This is a genomic window from Zoogloea sp. (assembly GCF_023150065.1).
GTDB lineage: Bacteria > Pseudomonadota > Gammaproteobacteria > Burkholderiales > Rhodocyclaceae > Zoogloea.
Genome location: NZ_JAKLLN010000001.1, coordinates 627,697 through 645,270 on the forward strand (window position 1 = coordinate 627,697; position 17,574 = coordinate 645,270).

General features: G+C 66.3%; 14 protein-coding genes. 4 read left to right on the top strand and 10 right to left on the bottom strand.

Translation table 11 applies throughout. From position 1 onward, the window contains the following. Nucleotides 1-46: 46 nt before the first annotated feature. The 4 genes from L6Q67_RS02965 to L6Q67_RS02980 all read left to right on the top strand — a co-directional run bounded on the left by L6Q67_RS02965 (nucleotide 47) and on the right by L6Q67_RS02980 (nucleotide 5,367). On the top strand, nucleotides 47-271 hold the full coding sequence (locus tag L6Q67_RS02965) for a hypothetical protein (RefSeq protein WP_296565030.1): 225 nt from the start codon (nucleotides 47-49) through the stop codon (nucleotides 269-271). Nucleotides 272-498: 227 nt separating this feature from the next. Then, entirely contained in the window at nucleotides 499-1,770 is a 1,272-nt protein-coding gene (locus L6Q67_RS02970; protein ID WP_296565033.1) for an HlyD family efflux transporter periplasmic adaptor subunit, read from the top strand. A 4-nt stretch (nucleotides 1,771-1,774) separates the two neighbouring features. Continuing rightward, a complete protein-coding gene (locus tag L6Q67_RS02975) occupies nucleotides 1,775-3,949 on the top strand; it encodes a peptidase domain-containing ABC transporter (protein WP_296565035.1) in 2,175 nt (724 codons plus the stop codon). Next, entirely contained in the window at nucleotides 3,949-5,367 is a 1,419-nt protein-coding gene (locus tag L6Q67_RS02980) for a TolC family protein (protein WP_296565038.1), read from the top strand. Before L6Q67_RS02975 ends, L6Q67_RS02980 begins: the two co-directional genes overlap by 1 nt. Before the next feature lie 66 nt (nucleotides 5,368-5,433). Here the strand turns inward: L6Q67_RS02980 and L6Q67_RS02985 are convergent, their stop codons facing one another. The 10 genes from L6Q67_RS02985 to trbC all read right to left on the bottom strand — a co-directional run bounded on the left by L6Q67_RS02985 (nucleotide 5,434) and on the right by trbC (nucleotide 17,549). Next, a complete protein-coding gene (locus tag L6Q67_RS02985) occupies nucleotides 5,434-6,210 on the bottom strand; it encodes a DUF481 domain-containing protein (RefSeq protein ID WP_296565040.1) in 777 nt (258 codons plus the stop codon). 249 nt (nucleotides 6,211-6,459) lie between these two features. Continuing rightward, nucleotides 6,460-6,654 carry a DUF2892 domain-containing protein gene (locus L6Q67_RS02990; protein WP_296565043.1) on the bottom strand — a complete coding sequence of 65 codons (195 nt, stop codon included), beginning with the start codon at nucleotides 6,652-6,654 and terminating at the stop codon, nucleotides 6,460-6,462. A 94-nt stretch (nucleotides 6,655-6,748) separates the two neighbouring features. Continuing rightward, nucleotides 6,749-7,411, bottom strand: coding sequence for a Crp/Fnr family transcriptional regulator (locus tag L6Q67_RS02995; protein ID WP_296565046.1), 663 nt, complete (start codon nucleotides 7,409-7,411; stop codon nucleotides 6,749-6,751). Beyond that, on the bottom strand, nucleotides 7,408-8,166 hold the full coding sequence (gene xth, locus L6Q67_RS03000; protein WP_296565049.1) for an exodeoxyribonuclease III: 759 nt from the start codon (nucleotides 8,164-8,166) through the stop codon (nucleotides 7,408-7,410). Before xth ends, L6Q67_RS02995 begins: the two co-directional genes overlap by 4 nt. Before the next feature lie 843 nt (nucleotides 8,167-9,009). Further along, a complete protein-coding gene (locus tag L6Q67_RS03005) occupies nucleotides 9,010-11,796 on the bottom strand; it encodes a conjugal transfer protein TraG N-terminal domain-containing protein (protein WP_166300336.1) in 2,787 nt (928 codons plus the stop codon). A gap of 26 nt (nucleotides 11,797-11,822) precedes the next feature. After that, complete coding sequence (locus L6Q67_RS03010; RefSeq protein WP_296565057.1) at nucleotides 11,823-13,271, bottom strand: conjugal transfer protein TraH; 1,449 nt, start codon at nucleotides 13,269-13,271, stop codon at nucleotides 11,823-11,825. A gap of 9 nt (nucleotides 13,272-13,280) precedes the next feature. Beyond that, nucleotides 13,281-14,138 carry a conjugal transfer protein TraF gene (traF, locus tag L6Q67_RS03015; RefSeq protein ID WP_166300340.1) on the bottom strand — a complete coding sequence of 286 codons (858 nt, stop codon included), beginning with the start codon at nucleotides 14,136-14,138 and terminating at the stop codon, nucleotides 13,281-13,283. Nucleotides 14,139-14,146: 8 nt separating this feature from the next. Next, on the bottom strand, nucleotides 14,147-14,524 hold the full coding sequence (locus L6Q67_RS03020) for a hypothetical protein (protein WP_166300342.1): 378 nt from the start codon (nucleotides 14,522-14,524) through the stop codon (nucleotides 14,147-14,149). Continuing rightward, a complete protein-coding gene (gene traN / locus L6Q67_RS03025; RefSeq protein WP_166300344.1) occupies nucleotides 14,521-16,836 on the bottom strand; it encodes a type-F conjugative transfer system mating-pair stabilization protein TraN in 2,316 nt (771 codons plus the stop codon). The genes L6Q67_RS03020 and traN overlap by 4 nt, the downstream gene beginning before the upstream one ends. An 11-nt stretch (nucleotides 16,837-16,847) precedes the next feature. Further along, nucleotides 16,848-17,549, bottom strand: coding sequence for a type-F conjugative transfer system pilin assembly protein TrbC (trbC, locus tag L6Q67_RS03030; RefSeq protein WP_166300346.1), 702 nt, complete (start codon nucleotides 17,547-17,549; stop codon nucleotides 16,848-16,850). Between the last annotated feature and the right edge of the window lie 25 nt (nucleotides 17,550-17,574).

Here is a 17,574-nt window from a genome sequence, read left to right on the forward strand (position 1 = left end):
TGGCGCGACATCAAAATAAATTCACTTACTCTCAAGAGGTTTCAAAATGGCTATTCGTGAGCTCTCCTCCCAAGAAGTCCAGAACGTTTCCGGCGGCACCTTCGGCCTTCTGTCCGGCCTGCTGTCGTTCAAGCTGAACCTGCTGGGCAGCCTGTTTGGCCGTGGCTCCTGCTACACCCCGGCTCCGGCCCCCACCCCCTGTCAGCCGGCTCCCACCCCGAGCCCCTGCCAGACCTGCCAGCCGGCTCCCAAGCCCTCCTACGGCTGCTGATTCACGCTTGGCGTGAATGCGGGATGACTGCCGCCTGCGGGTGAGCGGTTGACCACGACGGGCCACCCAGGGGTGGCCCGTTGCCATTTGATGATCAAGTCGCCGGGACATTCCTCACGCTGCAGGTGCCGATGCGCCGGAACTGCGGGAATAGTTCAGCGCGTGCCGCCGGGCGGGCATGCGACCCTGCGGCCAGCGACTTTGCCCGGCCTGCCACCGTTTCCTCCGTGAAAGACGACTCCCTGTTCCGCTCCGAGGCCCTCGATGCCCAGCGCACCAACTGGCTCGGGCCGGTGGCGCTGAGCCAGCCCCTCTCCTTCTCCGCCTTCGCTTTGATTGCTGCCGTGGCAGCCCTGGCGCTGATGGCCTTTTTTGCTTTTGGCAGTTACACCAAGCGCACCACCGTGGCCGGTCAGCTGTTGCCGGCAGGGGGGTGGTCCAAGGTCTATCCGGGCCAGTCCGGCGTGGTGGTGGAAAAGCGTGTCAAGGAGGGCCAGGCCGTGCGCGAGGGGGATGTGCTGTATGTGCTGTCCCTGGAGCGCAAGAGCGACGCCGCGCCCGGTGGCCTGGCCAGCATCACCGAGCAGGTCGAGGCGCGCCGCGACAGTCTGCGCAGCGAGCTGGGCAGGACCGAGTCCCTGCAGCAGGAGCAGCGCGCCGCCCTGATCCGCAAGCAGGCCGCCTACGAGGCCGAGTTGCGGGTGATCGAGCAGTCCCTGGAGGGCCAGCGCAGCCGCGTGGCCCTGGCCCAGGACACCCTGCAACGCTACCGGGGCCTGCTGGAGAAGGACTACATCGCCGGCGAGCAGGTGCAGTTGCGTGAGGCCGACCTGATCGACCAGCGTTCCCGCCTCCAGGCTCTGGAGCGTGAGCGCCTCAATGGCCAGCGCGAGCTCACCCTGCTGCGTGGCGAGCTGTCGCGCATGCCCCTGGAACAGTCCCGGCAGATCGCCGAGATCCGCCGCAACATTTCCAGCTCCAACCAGGAGCTCACCGAGAGTGAGCTGCGCCGGCGCATCTACGTGCTGGCGCCCCGTGACGGGGTGGCAACGGCGGTGACGGCCGAGGTCGGCCACACCGTGGATGGCAGCCGCCCGGTGGTGTCCATCGTGCCGCCCGGCGCCCGCCTGCAGGCCTACCTGTTTGCGCCGAGCAAGGCGGTGGGCTTCGTTCGCGAGGGGGAGGCGGTGATGGTGCGTTTCGATGCCTACCCCTACCAGAAGTTCGGCCACACCGCCGGGCGCGTGGCCCAGGTGGCCCGGGTCGCCCTGTCGAGCCAGGATCTGTCGGCCCTCGGCCTGTCCGGGCTGGACAGCACCGGCAGCGGCGAGCCGGTGTACCGCATCACCGTGGACCTGGCCGCCCAGTCCATCATGGCCTACGGCGAGGCACGCCCCCTGCAGGTCGGCATGCAGCTCGAGGCCGACATCATGCAGGAGCGCCGCAAGCTCTACGAATGGGTCCTGGAACCCCTCATCAGCATCACCGGGAAGCTCTGAGCCCATGTCCCTGATCGCCAGCCTGCCCGCCGCCTTCGGGCGCACGCTCCCCGTCATCCTGCAGACCGAGGCCACCGAATGCGGCCTTGCCTGTCTGGGCATGGTGTCCGGCTACCACGGGCGCCGCACCGACCTGGCCCAGCTGCGTCGCCAGTTCTCCATCTCCCAGCACGGCGCCACCCTGGGCCAGCTGATCGGCATTGCCAACGCCCTCGGCCTGGCCAGCCGGCCCCTGCGCCTGGACCTGGAAGATCTCGGGCAACTGCGCACGCCGTGCATCCTGCACTGGAACCTCAACCACTTCGTGGTGCTCAAGAAGGTTGCACGCCGCGGCATCCTCATCCATGACCCGGCCAGCGGTGCCCGCTGGGTGGCCCAGGACGAAATCTCCCGCAGCTTTACCGGCGTGGCGCTGGAGCTGTGGCCGAGTGCCGAGTTCCGGCCGTCGGCGCCACCGCCGGCGATCCGCTTCCGCGACCTGATCGGCCGCGTGGACGGGTTGTTCTCCGCCGCCACCCAGGTGCTCATCCTGGCGGCAGCGCTGGAGGTCTTCGCCCTGGCCAGCCCCTTCTACCTGCAGTGGGTGATCGACCACGTGCTGGTGTCCGCCGACCGGGACCTGCTCACCACCCTGGCCCTGGGTTTCGGCCTGCTGCTGATCGTCCAGCAGCTCTTCTCCGCCCTGCGCTCGTGGATCCTGCTGCACATCGGCACCAACCTCAGCCTGCAGTGGCGCACCAACGTCTTCGCCCACCTGCTGCGTCTGCCGGTGCAGTACTTCGAGAAGCGTCACCTGGGCGACGTCGTGTCGCGCTTCGGGGCGGTGGACGAGATCCAGAGCAAGCTCACCGCGTCCTTCTTCTCGGTGCTCATCGATGGGGTGATGTCGGCCGTGACCCTGGCCATGATGTTCCTCTACAGCCCGGCGCTGGCCTGGATGGCGGTCGCCGCGATGCTCACCTACGCGCTGATCCGCGCGCTGTGGTTCCGCCCCCTGCGTCTCGCCACCGAGCAGGAGATCGTCCATCACGCCAGCCAGCAGTCCCACTTTCTCGAGACCGTGCGGGGCATCAAGGCGGTCAAGCTGTTCCAGCGCCAGAACGAGCGCCGCTCCGGCTGGGTGAGCCTGGTGGCCGAGCAGGTCAATGCCGGGGTGCGCACCCAGCGCCTGTTCATCGCCTTCGAGTCGGTCAACGGCCTGCTGTTCGGCCTGGTGGGCATCGCCATCCTGTGGCTGGGGGCCAAACAGACCCTCGACGGCCTGATGACCGTAGGCGTGCTGATGGCCTTCAAGGCTTACAAGGACCAGTTCGACGGCCGCGTGGCGGGCTTGATCGAAAAGTTCTTCGAGCTGCGCATGCTCCGCCTGCAGGGCGAGCGCCTGGCCGACATCGTGCTGACCCAGCCCGAGCAGGATGCCCCTCCCGGCCCTGGCCGGGACGCCGCCACCCGGGGCACGCCGGCGGTGCGCCTGCAGGGCCTGCGCTTCCGTTACGCCGAGACCGACCCCTGGGTGGTGGATGGCATCGACCTGGAGATCCCGCCCGGCCAGTCGGTGGCTTTCGTTGGCCCCTCGGGCTGCGGCAAGACCACCCTCATCAACCTGATCCTCGGGGTGTTTCCGCCCGTGGAGGGAGACATCCTGATCGGCGAGGCCAGCCTGCGCCGCAGCGGTGGCGAAGCACCCCGGGCGCTGATCGGCACGGTGATGCAGGACGACACCCTGTTCGCCGGCTCCATCGCCGACAACATCTGCTTCTTCGACCCGGCGCCTGACCGGGCCCGCATCGAAGAGTGCGCCCGCCTGGCCCAGATCCACGAGGAGATCGCCGCCATGGCCATGGGCTATCACACCCTGGTGGGGGACATGGGCACGGTGCTCTCCGGCGGGCAGAAGCAGCGCCTGTTCCTGGCCCGGGCCCTTTACAAGCAGCCGCGCATCCTGGTGCTCGACGAAGCCACCAGCCACCTGGATGTGGCCTGCGAGCAGGCCGTGAACCAGGCCATCCAGTCCCTCGACCTGACTCGCATCATCATCGCCCATCGCCCCGAGACCATCCTGAGCGCCGAACGGGTGGTGATGCTGCACGGGGGCAAGGTGGTGGAGGACATGCCGGTGAGCGAGCTGGTCGCGCGCCAGGCTGCGGCGGCCACGGCCCAGACCGCGGAGGCGGGCTGATGCGGCGCCTGCTCGCAGCGGCCGCCCTGCTGGCGGTGTGCGGCCCGGCCGCAGCCTTCGATCCCCTGGGCAGTCGGGCCGACCTGCTTGATCTCACGCCCCCTGGCCAGCTACCCCTGGATGCGGAGCTGGGCGGCGGGGTGCGCTGCCCCGAGCCCTTCGCCGGCGGCGACATCAGCCTGTCGGAGGTGGTGCGCCGGGCCCTGTGCCGGGACCCGCGCACGCGCCAGGCCTGGGCCACCGCCTCCCTGGCCGCAGCGCGTCTGGGGGCGGCCCGCGCCGCCTATCTGCCCACCCTGAACGGCAGCCTGACGCGCAGCCGGATTGGCCAGACCCTGGACCAGGGCGGCAGCACTGCCCGCTCCGACAGCCGCAGCCGGGGCAGCCAGCTGGATCTGGCGTGGAACCTGTTCGACTTCGGCCAGCGTGAGGCCAACGTGGATAGCGCCCGCCAGACCCTGCTGGCCGCAGCCGCCAGCCAGAACCTGAGCATCCAGACCATCTTCCTCGATGCGGCCAATGCCTACTTCGGCCTGCTCAACGCCCAGGGCGAGCTGGCGGTGGCGCAGGAGGTGGAGCGCATCAACCTGCAGAGTTTCCTGGCTGCCGAGGCCAGGCACGCGGCCGGCGTGGGGGATCTGACCTCCAAGCTGCAGACCCAGACCGCCTTTGCCCAGGCCATCCTGGCCCGCGTGCGGGCCGAGGGCAATCTCCGCAACGCCCAGGGGCAACTGGCGGTCAGCATCGGCGAGCCGCCCCTGCGGCCGGTGAAGGTGGATGCCGATGACGCCCATCTGCCCGATACGAGCTTTGTGAAGGGTGTGGACGAACTGCTGGAACTGGCCCAGAAGGCCCATCCGGAGCTGGCCTCGGCTCGCGCCCGGCTGGCGTCGGCGAAGGCCCGCATCGCCGTGGCCGACCGGGCCTACCTGCCCTCGGTGAGCTTCAATGCCGCCCGCTCCACCAACGACCGGCGCTATGACAACGCCACGCCGGCCCTCGACCAGAGCGACCGCAGCGTCAGCGTGCAGCTCAATGTGCCGATCTTCGACGGCTTCTCCCGCCACTACCAGGGGGTGGCGGCCCGTGCCGAGTTCGAGCAGGCCGATGCCGAGCTGCGCGGGGTGGAGCAGAAGGTGGCGCTGGAGGTGTGGCAGGCCTACCAGACCCTGCAGACCCAGACCCAGACTTTGGACAGCACCCAGAAGCTGCTCGGCTATGCCACCAAATCCCTGGAGGTGGCCCAGGGGCGCTACAAGGCCGGGGTCGGCAGCACCCTGGAGCTGCTGGAGGCCCAGCGCGCCATGGCCGATGCCGCCCAGCAGCGCATCAACGCCCTGGCCACCTGGCGCGCCACCCGCCTGCGCCTGGCGGCAAGCCTGGGCAAGCTGGGTTTCTGGAGCGTGGAGGGGAGCTAACCCATAAAACCAAGCCGCCGCGGGGCAGGGCCCGGCGGCGGCTTTGGGGTACTGCGACGGCGAAGCTTACTGGGCGCCGAACTTCACGTTCACACCGGCCAGGAACAGGGTGTCGTTCTGCTTGGCGGGCGACTGGGCCAGGCTGTCGTAGCGGTTCTGGAAGCCCACGGTCAGGTTCATGGTCTTGTTCATGGCCACCGACAGGCCAGCGTCGAAGATGGCGCGGAATTCGCCGGTATCACGCAGGTTGGGATAGACCACCAGGCGCTGCTTGAAGCTGGTGGTGTCGGTCAGCTTGTGGGTGGACTCCTCGCCGAGGATCATTTCCGGCGTGGTGTAGGTGCGACGCAGGTCGTTGTCGATGAGCACGCCGGGGGAGGCATAGCGATCGACCTTGTAGCCCAGACCGCCGAACACATCCCAGGTGGTTTCGGGCGTCTTGATCAGGTGGTAACCGAGGCCGCCGTTGACTCCGGCGCGCAGGTTGAGGTGCTTGAGCTGATCGCGCTCCAGGTCCAACCCACCGAAGGCGAACACGTTGGCGTTCAGATTGTGGTCGTAACGGGTCCCCGCGCGCCACAGGTTGGCGGTGGTGTTGGTGTTGTCGTCCTTGTCCTTGGATTGGGCGAAGAGGGCTTGGCCGTACGCTGACCATTTGTCGGTGGCGGTGATACGCGCGGCATCCAGATTGATGTTCACGGTGCTGTTGCGAGCATTGCCGGAGGAGAACGAAGCGGCTGCGCCACCCACGCCACGCCACTGGCCGTCCGCCTTGATGTCATCGGCAGCAGCCTGGCCGCAGGCCAGCAGGGCGGAGACCGCCAGCAGGGAGAGCTTCTTCATGGAACTTCCTTTCTTGCGCATTGGGCCCTCGCGGGCACGGAAAGCGCAGAGGATAAGAAGTCGGCTGTCACAAAGGTATCTAATATTTCCCATGGCACAACTGTTTGCGCGTGTGGAATTGTGTATCTCGATCGCATGCTCAGGCGCCCCCGCGCCCGTCGTTGCGCTGCTCGCGGCGGCCCGGCAATGAAAAAGGCCCGGCACCTTGCAGGGGCCGGGCCGGGAGGTGTCCGGGAAGGATCGCGGAGATCAGTCCTTCTTCATCGGACAGGTGCTCATGCCGAGCAGGGGATAGACCGGGCAGAAGCCGGTCAGGCCGGTGGCCAGGGGCACCACGCCGATCCACGCCCAGGTGGGGCCGCCCAGCAGGGCTGCCCAGGCCACCAGGGCCACGCCGCCGCCAATCCGCAACACCTTGTCGATACCGCCCACGTTCGCTTTCATGATCGCCTCCTTGGCACATTGGTTCAGGTGGGCGTATTGGAGCATCCGCTGCCAGGGGGCGTCTGTAACCTTGGTTACAGAGCTGGCGGCGGTGTCAGGCGCCGGCCAGGCGGCGCAGGCCGGCGGGGTCGAGGATCTCCACCTGCTCCCGGGACAGGGCTACCAGGCCTTGTTCGGCCAGGCCCTTGAGCAGGCGGCTGACGATCTCGCGCACGCTGCCGAGCTCGTCGGCGAGCTGCTGGTGGGTGATGTGCAGGCGCTGGCCCTTGCCCAGCAGCAGGGCGGCGAGGCGCTGGTCGAGCTTGCGGAAGGCCACCTCCTCGATCAGCTGCATCAGGTCGGCAATGCGCTCGGAGAACAGCTGGAAGACGAAATCGCGAAAGGCCTGCTCACCCAGCAGGGCCTGAAAATCGTCAGTGGGCACCACCAGCAGGGTGGTGTCGGCCTCGGTGACGCCCCGGGCGTTGTAGGGCGCCTGGCCGAGCAGGCAGGCCGAGGAGATGATGCAGGTCTCTCCCGGTGTCACCCGGTACAGGGGCAGTTCGCGGCCGTTGGGGGCGGCCTTGACCACCCGGATGCTGCCGGCGATCACGAAGGGAAAGCCCTGGCAGGCCTGACGTTCGTCGAAGACGGTGGTGCCGGCCGGCACCTGCACGAGCTGGGCCCGGGCCTGCAGGCGCTGGCGCGCCCGGGCGGTCAGCTCGGTCAGGATGGGGTACAGGGCGAGCAGCGCGTCGCCGGCCGGGGCGCTGCTCATGTCAGCTCGACGACGACCGGAGTGTGATCGGAGGGGCGCTCCAGCTTGCGCGGTGCCTTGTCGGTGTAACAGGCCGAACACTTCTCCACCAGCGGGGCCGACAGCAGCAGGTGATCGATGCGCAGGCCGAAGTTGCGGCGGAAGGCGCCCATCCGGTAGTCCCACCAGGAGAAGCTGCGCTCCTCCTGCTCGAAGAGGCGGAAGGCGTCACTCAGGCCAAGGCCGATCAGGGCCTGGAAGGCGGCCCGCTCGGGGGCCGACACGTGGATCTCGTCCTTCCAGTCCGGGTGGGCGTCGCGGTCTTCCGGGGCAACGTTGTAGTCGCCGGCCAGCACCAGCCGGGGCGTGGCCTGCAGCTCGGCCTTGAGCCAGGCAGTGAGGGCCTCGAGCCAGGCCATCTTGTAGGCGAACTTGTCGGACCCGACAGCCTGTCCGTTGGGGAAGTAGCCGCACACGATGCGCACGCCGTCCAGGGTGCCGGCGATGATGCGTTTCTGCTCGTCGGCAAAGCCGGGGATGTCGAGGGTGACGTCTTCCAGCGGCTTGCGGGTGAGGATGGCGACGCCGTTGTAGGTTTTCTGGCCGTTGAACACGGCCTGGTAGCCGGCGGCCTCGATCTCGGCCAGGGGAAAGGCCTTGTTCTCGCACTTGAGCTCCTGCAGGCACAGGGCATCAGGTTGATTGGCCGCCAGCCAGTCGATGACATGGGGCAGGCGGACCTTGAGGGAATTGACGTTCCAGGTGGCAAGTTTCATTGTTTTTATAACCTATTGATATAGTTTGTGTTTTTTAGATGATCCTGCTTATTCTTGGCTCTAGCTACAGATCTAGCTACAAAGTTGAGGCGAGATGGAATGACATGCAGGGACACGACCGTAGCGTCCATCACTTTTGTAGCTAGCCACTGGCTTTGGGTGATTGTCGTGGATTGAGGTCCGCCGTGAGACTTCGCGCAGCGCAAGCGTTCTTGGCTTCGTGCGTTGGCAGATGACCTGGGCTGCCCGTCGGTCAAGGCGCGGGAACGCGATGCGCCAAGGATGGCGTACCCGAACGGGCTGCGTGGATGGGACGAGGGGAGGATATTCATCTGAGCGCTGGCACTGAATGCCGAGCATTTATCCATGATTTTTCATATTGCGCAACAAAGTGCCCTGAAGTGCAAAAGTGCAATGGCTGTTGGTGTCGACGGTTCGTTGATGATCGAGCAGAGTTGACTGAGCGTGGCGCTTCAGTGGTCGCATCAGAGTCGGGCACTTTGCGCTTGGAGACTTGTTCCCCTCGACGCCGCTGCGGTTGCAGATTGATCAGCTGCGGATAAGCTGACATCAGGAGGTAGTCGATATGAGAAAGTGCTTCTTTTTGTTGATCCTGTCGATGGGGCCGGCGGTCGGTCTGCTTGTCTCCATTGCGTCCAACGATAAGTGGGGAGTCGCTGTATTGATGATGGGACTCGGCCTCATGATTTCCGCCCCGCTCGCAGCGGCGCTGACCGGTGTTGGTCGAAGTGGATGTAGGTCGAGACAAGGCTGGGGTAGCGGAGGCTCAGGTGCCTCCGGTTCCTTGTTTAAGGGAGATTCGCCGCTGCGTCGCTGGGATCGTTAGGGTTCCCGTTTCGACTTGATCAGCTTCTCCACGAGTTCTTTGGTGTTGTCGAGTGTCGCTTCCACGTCGCTGTAGACCTGCTTTGTGGACCGTCTTAACAATGACTTCTTGGACTCCAACGTCCCGTCGTCCGTCTTGACGATCTCGGCCTTCCTGTCGAACTCGTTACTTCTTCCGGTGGTGTCTCCGCGAAGCTGGTCCGCTCGTTGTCGAACTTCCTCTCTGACGGGTGAAGGCGGTTGCGTTCTCTGCGGCAGCGGACGGCTTGGGTCAGCTCCATGGCCAGCCGTCGCGCGAAGGTGGGCACGGTGCGCTGCGGAGATGTTGGGAGTGAGCGCGGTGTCCCTCAGTTGCTCTTGATGAAGTTCACGCACTTCGCCGAATGAGGTGGGTAGGCTGCTCCCATCGTGAAGTGTGCGGTTCGGGCGCAGAGATTGCCGAGCCAGTTCCGCCGACATCAAGGCATGGGCCGCAGCGCTGTTGCCACCGTAGGTTTGGGCATAGCGCAGGAACATCTCCATGTTGTGCGGATCCTGGGCGATGTCGATGGAAATGGTCTCGCCTTTCTCATGGGCAACCGAGAGGCGTTCGGCGAAGCTCGTGCGATCAGCAAGAGTAGCGTCTGCGCGCTCGGAGCGCGCTGTCGTCGAGCTGAGCCTTGCCGACATTTCACGGGCTTCTCTGGCATCGCTCGACACTGCCTGGATGACGCTGGAGTCTCTGGACACACGGTCGCCAAACTGCTTGAAGGCAACCAACTGTTCGCCTGTCAAGCTACTGAGTGCCTTCTGCTCTTGGGCAGAAAGACTGGATTGGTAGGTCTTGTCGCCGCTTGCGCGGATCTGACCACCAATGATCTTTCCATCCAGACCCGCATGGGCCGCAGCGCCGAATGCCAGGCGTGCAACCTGGGCTTGGCTGAGCCCGGTACTTTGCGCCACGGTCTGAACGACCTGATCCATTTTGTTCAACGTGTCGCCGAGTTGTTCGAAGCTGCTCGATGTTGAGCCTTGGCTGTTGCGCGTCGAGCGTAACTTGCTCAGCCCTCGCGAGAACACTTCCGACAACGCCGCCGACCTCTCGGTAGTTGCCGTCACGGCTTCGCCGCGTGCGGCATCGACCTGCCGGCCAGCTTGCTGCACATCCTGCTCGGACACCCGCATCGACACGACCCGCGACGCGAACCCCTGGTTGCGCAACAGGCTGACGGCGGTTCGGCCGGTCAGGGCGTTCGACGAGAAGGTGTCGCCGGAGAGGTCATTCTGCCAACTGCCCATGAAAGCCGAGGTGCGGTTCGGGGCCAGGCGCATCTGGTCCATCGACACGTTGCCCAGGCTGGTGTTGCCGAGAGCCGCCGACCCTGTCGACGATCCCAGTACCGCTTGCAGTCCGGAAAGCCCGCCGACCATGGCCGTGCCGAAGTTCTCCATGCGCTTCAATGCTGCCCAGGCGATGACGGGAATGCTGATCGACAAGTAGCCGACCACCGCCTCACCGGAGATCGTGCGCGAGTAGATGCTGGACGCGGTCTGCAGCGTGAGCCCCTTCATGCCCGTCCCGAGATCGGCCGCTGCCGCAATGTCGTAGGCCGCGTAGATCGAGGCCATGTAGTTCAGCACCGCATAAAGGGGAGGCCAGAGCTGAATCCAGATCAGGATCGCCGCGTAGCCTTTGAAGGCCATCAGGGTCTCCCGCCCGCTGGTCAGCAGGAGCAGGAGAACAAAGAGCGGGAAGAGCGCATAGGTCACTGCTTCGATCACGTTGCGGAACACCGGCAGCGCCTGCTCGGCCATCTTGCCGGCATTGATCCAGGCAGCGTTCTGCTGAGCGGTTCCCTGGGCACGTCCCACGGCCAGCACCATGGCCGCCGGGTCGTTCACCTTCTGTCCGACGATCTGGCCGGTATCGGCGATGGCGTTGAGCATCGCATTCTGGCGAATGATGTCCGCCGCAGTGGCGGATGCCGAGGCGATGCTGTTCTTGATGTAAGCCTGCTGGACCTGACCGGCGATCACGCTGGCGGCGGCAGTACTGGGCAAGGTGGGATTCAGCCGGAAGGCGAGTTGCCCCTGGATGCGGCTGATCTGGGCCGGGACGCGGCCACTCAGATTCACGTAGGCGTTGGTGCAGGTGTCGACCGTCGTTCCGGTTGCATTGGTGAGCGGCGTGAAGCGCGCTGGATTGGGGGGCGCCATCAGGGACCAGACATCGTCCGAGGTGGAGAACGTGGCTGGCGAAATCGTTCCGTCGAGAAGATCGTAGGTGGTGCAGTTGTGGATGAAGTTGATCAGGTCGGTGCGGAAGTTCGGATCCTGGAACACGACCCCACCGGTTTCTCGGATCAGCCGGTTACCGAACATCAGCCCATTGCGTTCGTAGCTGAGTTCGCTGGGCAGCGCGCCGGCGCCGGGGATGACCTGGAAGGCGGTCTCGAACAGGCCCGTCAGCGTATGGCCAATGGTGCTGGTGAGGCTGCCGAGCACGGCCGCCCCGAAGGGCACGTTGTCGACGACCTGAACCGGGGCGCTGCCCGTCTTGTCCACGATGCCGACCGTCACCTTGGGAACGATCAGCAGCGAGAAGACCAGCACGACGGTGGCGAGCCACTTCCAGCCCTGGAGCTTCTCGGGTGCAAATGCATAGGCGATGAGGGCGGCAATGAAGCCGCAGAAGGCCACTGCGGAAACGGCGGACGCATAGTCGCCCGAAGCATGGATAGCGGCTGCTGCATTGAAGACCCCGAACAGGCTGGCCGAGTTCTGGTAGGCGTAAATCTCCCACATGGCTGTTCTCCCCGATCAACCGAGACTCAGCGCGCCATGAAGGCAGCTTGCTGCCCGAGCATGTCCATGACGTGCTGGGGCATGCTGGAGCGCAGTTGGCGTTCCAGCTCTTCCAGATGGCCGGAGACGGCCCGCACGGAGCCGACCTTCTGGTAGAGGGTGTTCTTTTCCTGGGCGATCTGGGAAAGCATGGTCAGCGCCCGTTGGCGAATGTCGCGTGCTTGCTCGCGCTGGGTCTGCTGCAGCGTGTAGTCCTTGTCGAGGGCGGCCAGGCCCAAGCGCAGATTGCGCTCCAGGAACACGTAGGCGTAGTCCGCGGCGATCAGGTCGCGGTACTGCCCGATCAAGCTGTCGGCCAGGCCCGAGCCGGGGATGCTCGTGCCGATCGAGAGCATCTTGTAGACCGGCTCCGTGGTCTGGTTGACGAAGCCGACCTCGGCCGAGTTGTTCGGGATCGCGGTGCGGGTAGCGATCTTCTCGGCGATCGAGCGCATCAGCGCTTCGACCTTCGCGGTGAAAGGTGTGTGGTTGTAGCCCGTGTTCACGGTCACCACGTCGCACGAGGAGTAGTCGTTGCAACGCAGCAGGTGCTGGACGACATCGCTGCCGCTGCCCGCTGCCTGGCCGTAGAGCAACTGGCTGATCGAGGTCAGCGTGGGCGCGATGGTCTCGGGATCGCGCCCCGACTCTTCGGGGTAGTAGATCACTGTGCCGACGATGCTCATGATCAGCTCGCGCTCGTTGTCGTCGAGGTAGGTTCCCGTCTTCTGCAAAGCCTTCCAGGTGAGGTTGCCAACGAACGGTGCCTTGTTGCGGATGTTGGCGTCGCCGGAGCTGCGCGCGGAAGCCAGGATGCTGGGCCGGTCGCTGGCGCAGCGGCGCCGCGCTGCGTCGCGGTCGCTTTCCATGCCCAGATCGACCGCCAGATCGGCGCAGGCCTCCTGCGAGCTGTAGCCCACGGATTCGGCCGCGGTGCTGACGATGGCCTTGGCGGTTTCGCAGGAGTTGATGCGGGCGTTGTTGATCCAGGTCTCCAAGCCCTTGGCCCACTTGGTGAGGCCCCCCAGCAAGGGCGACACGGCTTCGAGCGCCAGCTGGAACGCGATCCCGGGCAACGCAGCCGTGATGTTCCTGAGCATGTTCTTGAACTCTTCAGCCGAGATGTGGCTGAAGCTGCCCCCGAAGACGTCGATCCCGCCGCAGCCAGCCTTCGCACTGGGGAACTGGATCGCCGCGAGCTGGTAGACCTTGTTGGGCGAGCGCATCATGAAATTGCCGCCCGTGTAGGTGTTGTAGGCCTGTCCCCTGAAGGCGCCGGGCGCGGTGTAGTTGCCGATGGCCCCCAGGTTGTTGAACATGTTGTTGACCTCGGCGTTGAGATCGCCGGCGCGCAGCGTCGGTGAGGTCGCTACCAGGCTGGCGGCGACGGAAGCCGCCAGCACACGGCGCAGTGGGGTGGTTGTGCTCATGCTCATGGAGTTCTCCTATGGCAGCGCCAGGCGGCGCGTCGCGCTGGGCAACATCGCCACGCCTTCCGGGCTGCTGACGATGGCAATGCGCTCAAGCAACTGGGCCTCGGAAAGAATCCCGAAGCCGATGGGCGTGATCTGGCCGCTGAAGGGCTGAGCGAGAAAGACGGCGGGCACCTGCGACACCTGCAGGGCGGTCGCGATTCCGTTGTCGCGGCGGGCCGATGGGAAGCCCGGCATGGGGCCGCCGTCGATGCTGATGGCGACGACCTGGATGCCGTGTCGGCCCTGGAAGGCTTCCAGCACGGGGGCGAAGGCGTGGCAGTACGGGCAGTCGGAGCGGTAGAAGAAGAACAGGACGTGGTCCTTGCCCAACTGGGCCACCGTGCGCGAGCGGTCGGTGCGCTGCGTCTCCTCGAAGACCTCCAATGCTTTCGCGTTGACCGGGCGGCCTTGCAGCGTCGGGTCGAGTTCCGGGGTGGCCCAGGCCACGCGACGCGCCACGTCGGCGAAGGTGGACGCCTGGTTCACCACCTTCGCTTCGAGTTCCATGTAGCGCCGAACGTTGGCTTCGGTCGGCCGCATGATCGCGACGTTGCGGTATTCCTCCAACGTCTTCTGCAGGCGTTCGAAGTCTTCAAGTTCCGGGGCGCGGGCCGCCTTTGCCTTTTCCGCGGGTTGCGGTGGCGCAGCGGAGGCAGCCGGTGCCGGGGGCGTGGCCGGCTTCTCGTCGGGTGAGGGATCCTCATAGAAATGCCAGCCTCGCCAGGCGTCGCGCCAATAGGTCGCGCTACCGTCATGAGCCGAGGAGACGGCCAGAACTGTCGACATGCCGAATGCGAGGAGCAGGCGAAGCAGGGTGCGGCGTTGCATGGCGGCTCCTATTGCAGCGAGCGGGGCGGCAAGCCGTCCAGGCAGTAGTTGATGCCGACGTCCACCGTCTGGCGGCGCGGCGCGGCGGCGCCGGGAAGCAGCACGCCGTCCTGCCAGAAGCTCACCTTCAAGCGTGCGCAGCCAGGCTGGGCGTACCGCCGTTCGGTCGACACGTCGATGTAGATCGGTGAGGTCGCCTTGAAGCGCTGCGTGATCGCGTCGGCGATCTCGCCGGTGAGCACGCCGTAGGCCTTGCCGTCTGTTGCGCGCAGCGCGGCGAACATCACCGGGCGGGCGTCGGGGGCCGGTGTGCGGACCGGCGCGTCGGCATGAACGAGAAGCGGCAGGCACAGCGCGCCGAGCGCCAGGAAGGTGGAGGTTTTCATTGGCAGCGCCCCTGTCCGTAGTAGCAGTTGGTGGATCGGGTGGCGTTGCCCGACTGGAGCGCGCCCACGTTGGGAAGGGTGGGCACGATGGAGGCGTAGAACTCGGTGAGGTCCATCGCCGAAAAGTCGAGGGCCTGCAGCTGGTCAATCGTGAAGCCCGAGCAGTCCGGGTTCTCCCCACTGCCCCAGCCCTTGCCGATCTGCATGCGTCCCTGCTCGTTGACGATTCGCGCGAGCACGCTGTTGAAGCAGCACTTGCCCGTCGTGTGCTCGATGCACGAGACGCAGCTCCCGAAAATGCGGATGCACGAGGAGCAATAGGTGCCCACGGTGTGGCACAGCCGTGCGCCTTCCTGCATGGCGATGCGGCCCTCGCTTTCGTTGCAGGACATCATCGACATCACGATGTAGATGACCACGGCGATGGCGAGCGACCACGGATCGAAGGCGACCACCAGGCTGTCTCCGGCGTAAAGCACCGAAGAGCCCGCAGGCAGCGCCGCGCCATTCACGGCGAAGGTGACGCCGTAGGTCGTGAACGTGCCGGAGAAGCCACCGCTCATCAGCAGTGCCTGCATACCCTGGTAAAGGAACTGGCGGTTCTCCGAGTTCATGAGCACGTCGAAGACCAGGCGCGAGCCGACGCCGAACATGCTTTGGTTGCTCATGCCGGAGCCGGCGGAATCGGACTGGCAGCAGTTCTTCAGCAGGCGGTCGCGGCACGAGCCGGCCTCGCCGGAGAAGACGCGCAGGTTGTCGGGGTCGAGATAGACGCCCGCCTCGCGCGCCGCTTCCATGAACGACATGGAACGCGCGAAATCCGCGTCGTTGGTGTAGGTCGTGTTGAAGCAGGAGCTGCCCAGGCAGAACACGTTCGCAGGGCAGTTCGACACCGAGGTCGTGGTCTGCGCCGGGGCCGGGCAGGTGTAGGTGTCCTGGTAGACCTCGCAGGCGCCGGTCTCGGCGTTGGTCTGCTTGCAGGTGCTCGCGGCCGGCGTGCACCCGCTGCTGGCGAGCGCCGCGCATTCGTTCGTTTCCGCGCCCGAGCTGCAGCTCAGCGTGCGCTCGTAGGACCAGCAGGCGCGCGTCACGGTGCGGCCGTCGATGATCTTGCTGCCCGGGCCATCGACACAGCGATCGGCCGTGGCGACGCTGCAGCGGCCGCCGGCCGGCAGGGTGGCGCTGCGATCCACCCAGGTGTCCGTCTCATGCTGATCCATGGTCGGCTGACGGAAGGACAGAGGCAGCGTCCATCCCGCGGCGCCGGTCAGCGTGGCCGATCCTCCCGGCATCGCGCAGCGCATGCCGACGTCGAGGTAGACCGCCGAGCCGCCGGCCGTGCAGCCGTTGTCCGGATCCGGCTGGCTGATGACGAAGCACTCGTCGGCGCCGCCCAGTGTGCCGCCCCCATCGCCGAGCGACAAGGTGTTCCCCGGCACGCTGCCGGCGGGGCACGCATAGACGGGCGTGCCGTACTGGAAGGTGTAGGCGCAGTTGCCGTCGATGCACCCGGAGCCAGGCATCATCACGACCTGGAAGGGGCTCCAGCAGTAGCCCTGCCAGTGCGGCGACAGGTTCGTGACGAACGCGGCCTGCGATGAGGGCGTGGTTGGCAGGTCGAGCACCTGCCAGCCAATGCATGCGCCCTGGCCGCCCGCGGCGTAGAAGCGGAAGTGCTGCAGGCCATCGGCGCGGATGCGGCACTGCGCTTCGGCCACCATGTAGTCGGCGCCGTTGCGATTGGCCTGTGCATGCGCGAACCAGGCGCCATCGCTGCAGCTCGGTGTCAGTTCGACCTCGACCGTCAGATCGCGGCGGGTCGAGTAGTTGCCGATGCCGGTGTAGCGCTGGCAGATCTTGGAGGTGGTGCCCGCCAGCGTCGTGAGATCCGAGGTCGTGCACCCGGAGTAGTAGCTGGCGAGGCTGCCCAGCACGCTGTTGGGATTGGCGGCGATGCTCCGTGCGGCGGCCACCGAAGGGTCGTAGGCCGAGACCGGCGTCCTCGGCGTGTTCGCAGAGGTCATGGCGCCGGTTTGCGCCTGGCAACTGGGGTCGTTGGGCGTGGCGGCGCACGCTGCCAGGCGGCTGTTCGCTGCACCGGAGAGGCTGGGCTGGCCGTAGTAGGCGGACTCAGGCGGCGTGGTCGTGTAGCCGGGCACGACGCTGGTGGCGCTGGTCGAATTGACTGAGGGGCGCGCGGCGGCGTTGGCGGCCTGGCCGGCTGCAGTGCCTTCTGCACTGGACTGGGCGAGCGCGGAGGTCTGCGTCGAGACGAAGCAGAACAGGGTGAACCAGATGATGAGGCGGCGCATGGCAATCCTCCCTATCGCTTCAGGCGGGCGAGAAACACGCCGGCCTCGCGTTGGAAGGCCGGCGCCGCGCGACGCATGTGTTCGAGCGCGTAGTCCAGGGTCACGTCGCCCGCCGTGCTGACGAAGTCGGTCGGCGGCGGGCAGGTGCCGCTGGCGCAGGCCTGTGGCTGTTCGCCGTTGCGGGCGAGGACGAAGGCAGGCACGCGCTTGATCGCGTAGCGGTCGAAGGCCTGCGGATCGATCTGGACCGAGACCTGCCGGGGGCCGATGAGCTTTTGCACCCTGGCCACCGTGTCGCGTAGCGAGCCGCCAGCCAGACCGCGCAGGACGATGGCGGCGCGGGCCTGCGCTGCTTGATCGACGAGGCGTGTCAGCGTCGCTTCGGGCATGCCCAGGCTGGCGAAGACGAGCAGACCGGGGCCTGAGCCGATCCCTTCGGCCGGTGGCGGGTCCGCGGCGTAGCCGCCCGCGATCGCCGACAGATCGGGCAGCGCTTGCGTCAGCGGCTTGGACAAGGCGTCGATGCGTGGCGCGGCGTTCGGCGTCGGAAGCGGCGGCAGAGTCGCGTGTTGCCGCTGTGCGCGGCGGACGTCTTCCTCGGTGACGGTGGGCGTGTCGCGGCGTGCGCGTTCGATGTCCGCTTCGGTGACCGTCGGTGTGGGCTGGGCCTTTGCGGCCGCGACCCACACGAACGCCGCCAGAAGTGCGGCCATGGGGGTGCCCAATCCGGAAAGCCGG

Coding starts and splice junctions, on each gene's coding strand:
- L6Q67_RS02965 (WP_296565030.1), top strand. CDS start 47: ATGGCTATTCGTGAGCTCTCCTCCCAAGAAGTCCAGAACGTTTCCGGC.
- L6Q67_RS02975 (WP_296565035.1), top strand. CDS start 1,775: ATGTCCCTGATCGCCAGCCTGCCCGCCGCCTTCGGGCGCACGCTCCCC.
- L6Q67_RS02980 (WP_296565038.1), top strand. CDS start 3,949: ATGCGGCGCCTGCTCGCAGCGGCCGCCCTGCTGGCGGTGTGCGGCCCG.
- L6Q67_RS02985 (WP_296565040.1), bottom strand. CDS start 6,210: ATGAAGAAGCTCTCCCTGCTGGCGGTCTCCGCCCTGCTGGCCTGCGGC.
- L6Q67_RS02990 (WP_296565043.1), bottom strand. CDS start 6,654: ATGAAAGCGAACGTGGGCGGTATCGACAAGGTGTTGCGGATTGGCGGC.
- L6Q67_RS02995 (WP_296565046.1), bottom strand. CDS start 7,411: ATGAGCAGCGCCCCGGCCGGCGACGCGCTGCTCGCCCTGTACCCCATC.
- xth (WP_296565049.1), bottom strand. CDS start 8,166: ATGAAACTTGCCACCTGGAACGTCAATTCCCTCAAGGTCCGCCTGCCC.
- L6Q67_RS03005 (WP_166300336.1), bottom strand. CDS start 11,796: ATGTGGGAGATTTACGCCTACCAGAACTCGGCCAGCCTGTTCGGGGTC.
- L6Q67_RS03010 (WP_296565057.1), bottom strand. CDS start 13,271: ATGAGCATGAGCACAACCACCCCACTGCGCCGTGTGCTGGCGGCTTCC.
- traF (WP_166300340.1), bottom strand. CDS start 14,138: ATGCAACGCCGCACCCTGCTTCGCCTGCTCCTCGCATTCGGCATGTCG.
- L6Q67_RS03020 (WP_166300342.1), bottom strand. CDS start 14,524: ATGAAAACCTCCACCTTCCTGGCGCTCGGCGCGCTGTGCCTGCCGCTT.
- traN (WP_166300344.1), bottom strand. CDS start 16,836: ATGCGCCGCCTCATCATCTGGTTCACCCTGTTCTGCTTCGTCTCGACG.
- trbC (WP_166300346.1), bottom strand. CDS start 17,549: ATGGCCGCACTTCTGGCGGCGTTCGTGTGGGTCGCGGCCGCAAAGGCC.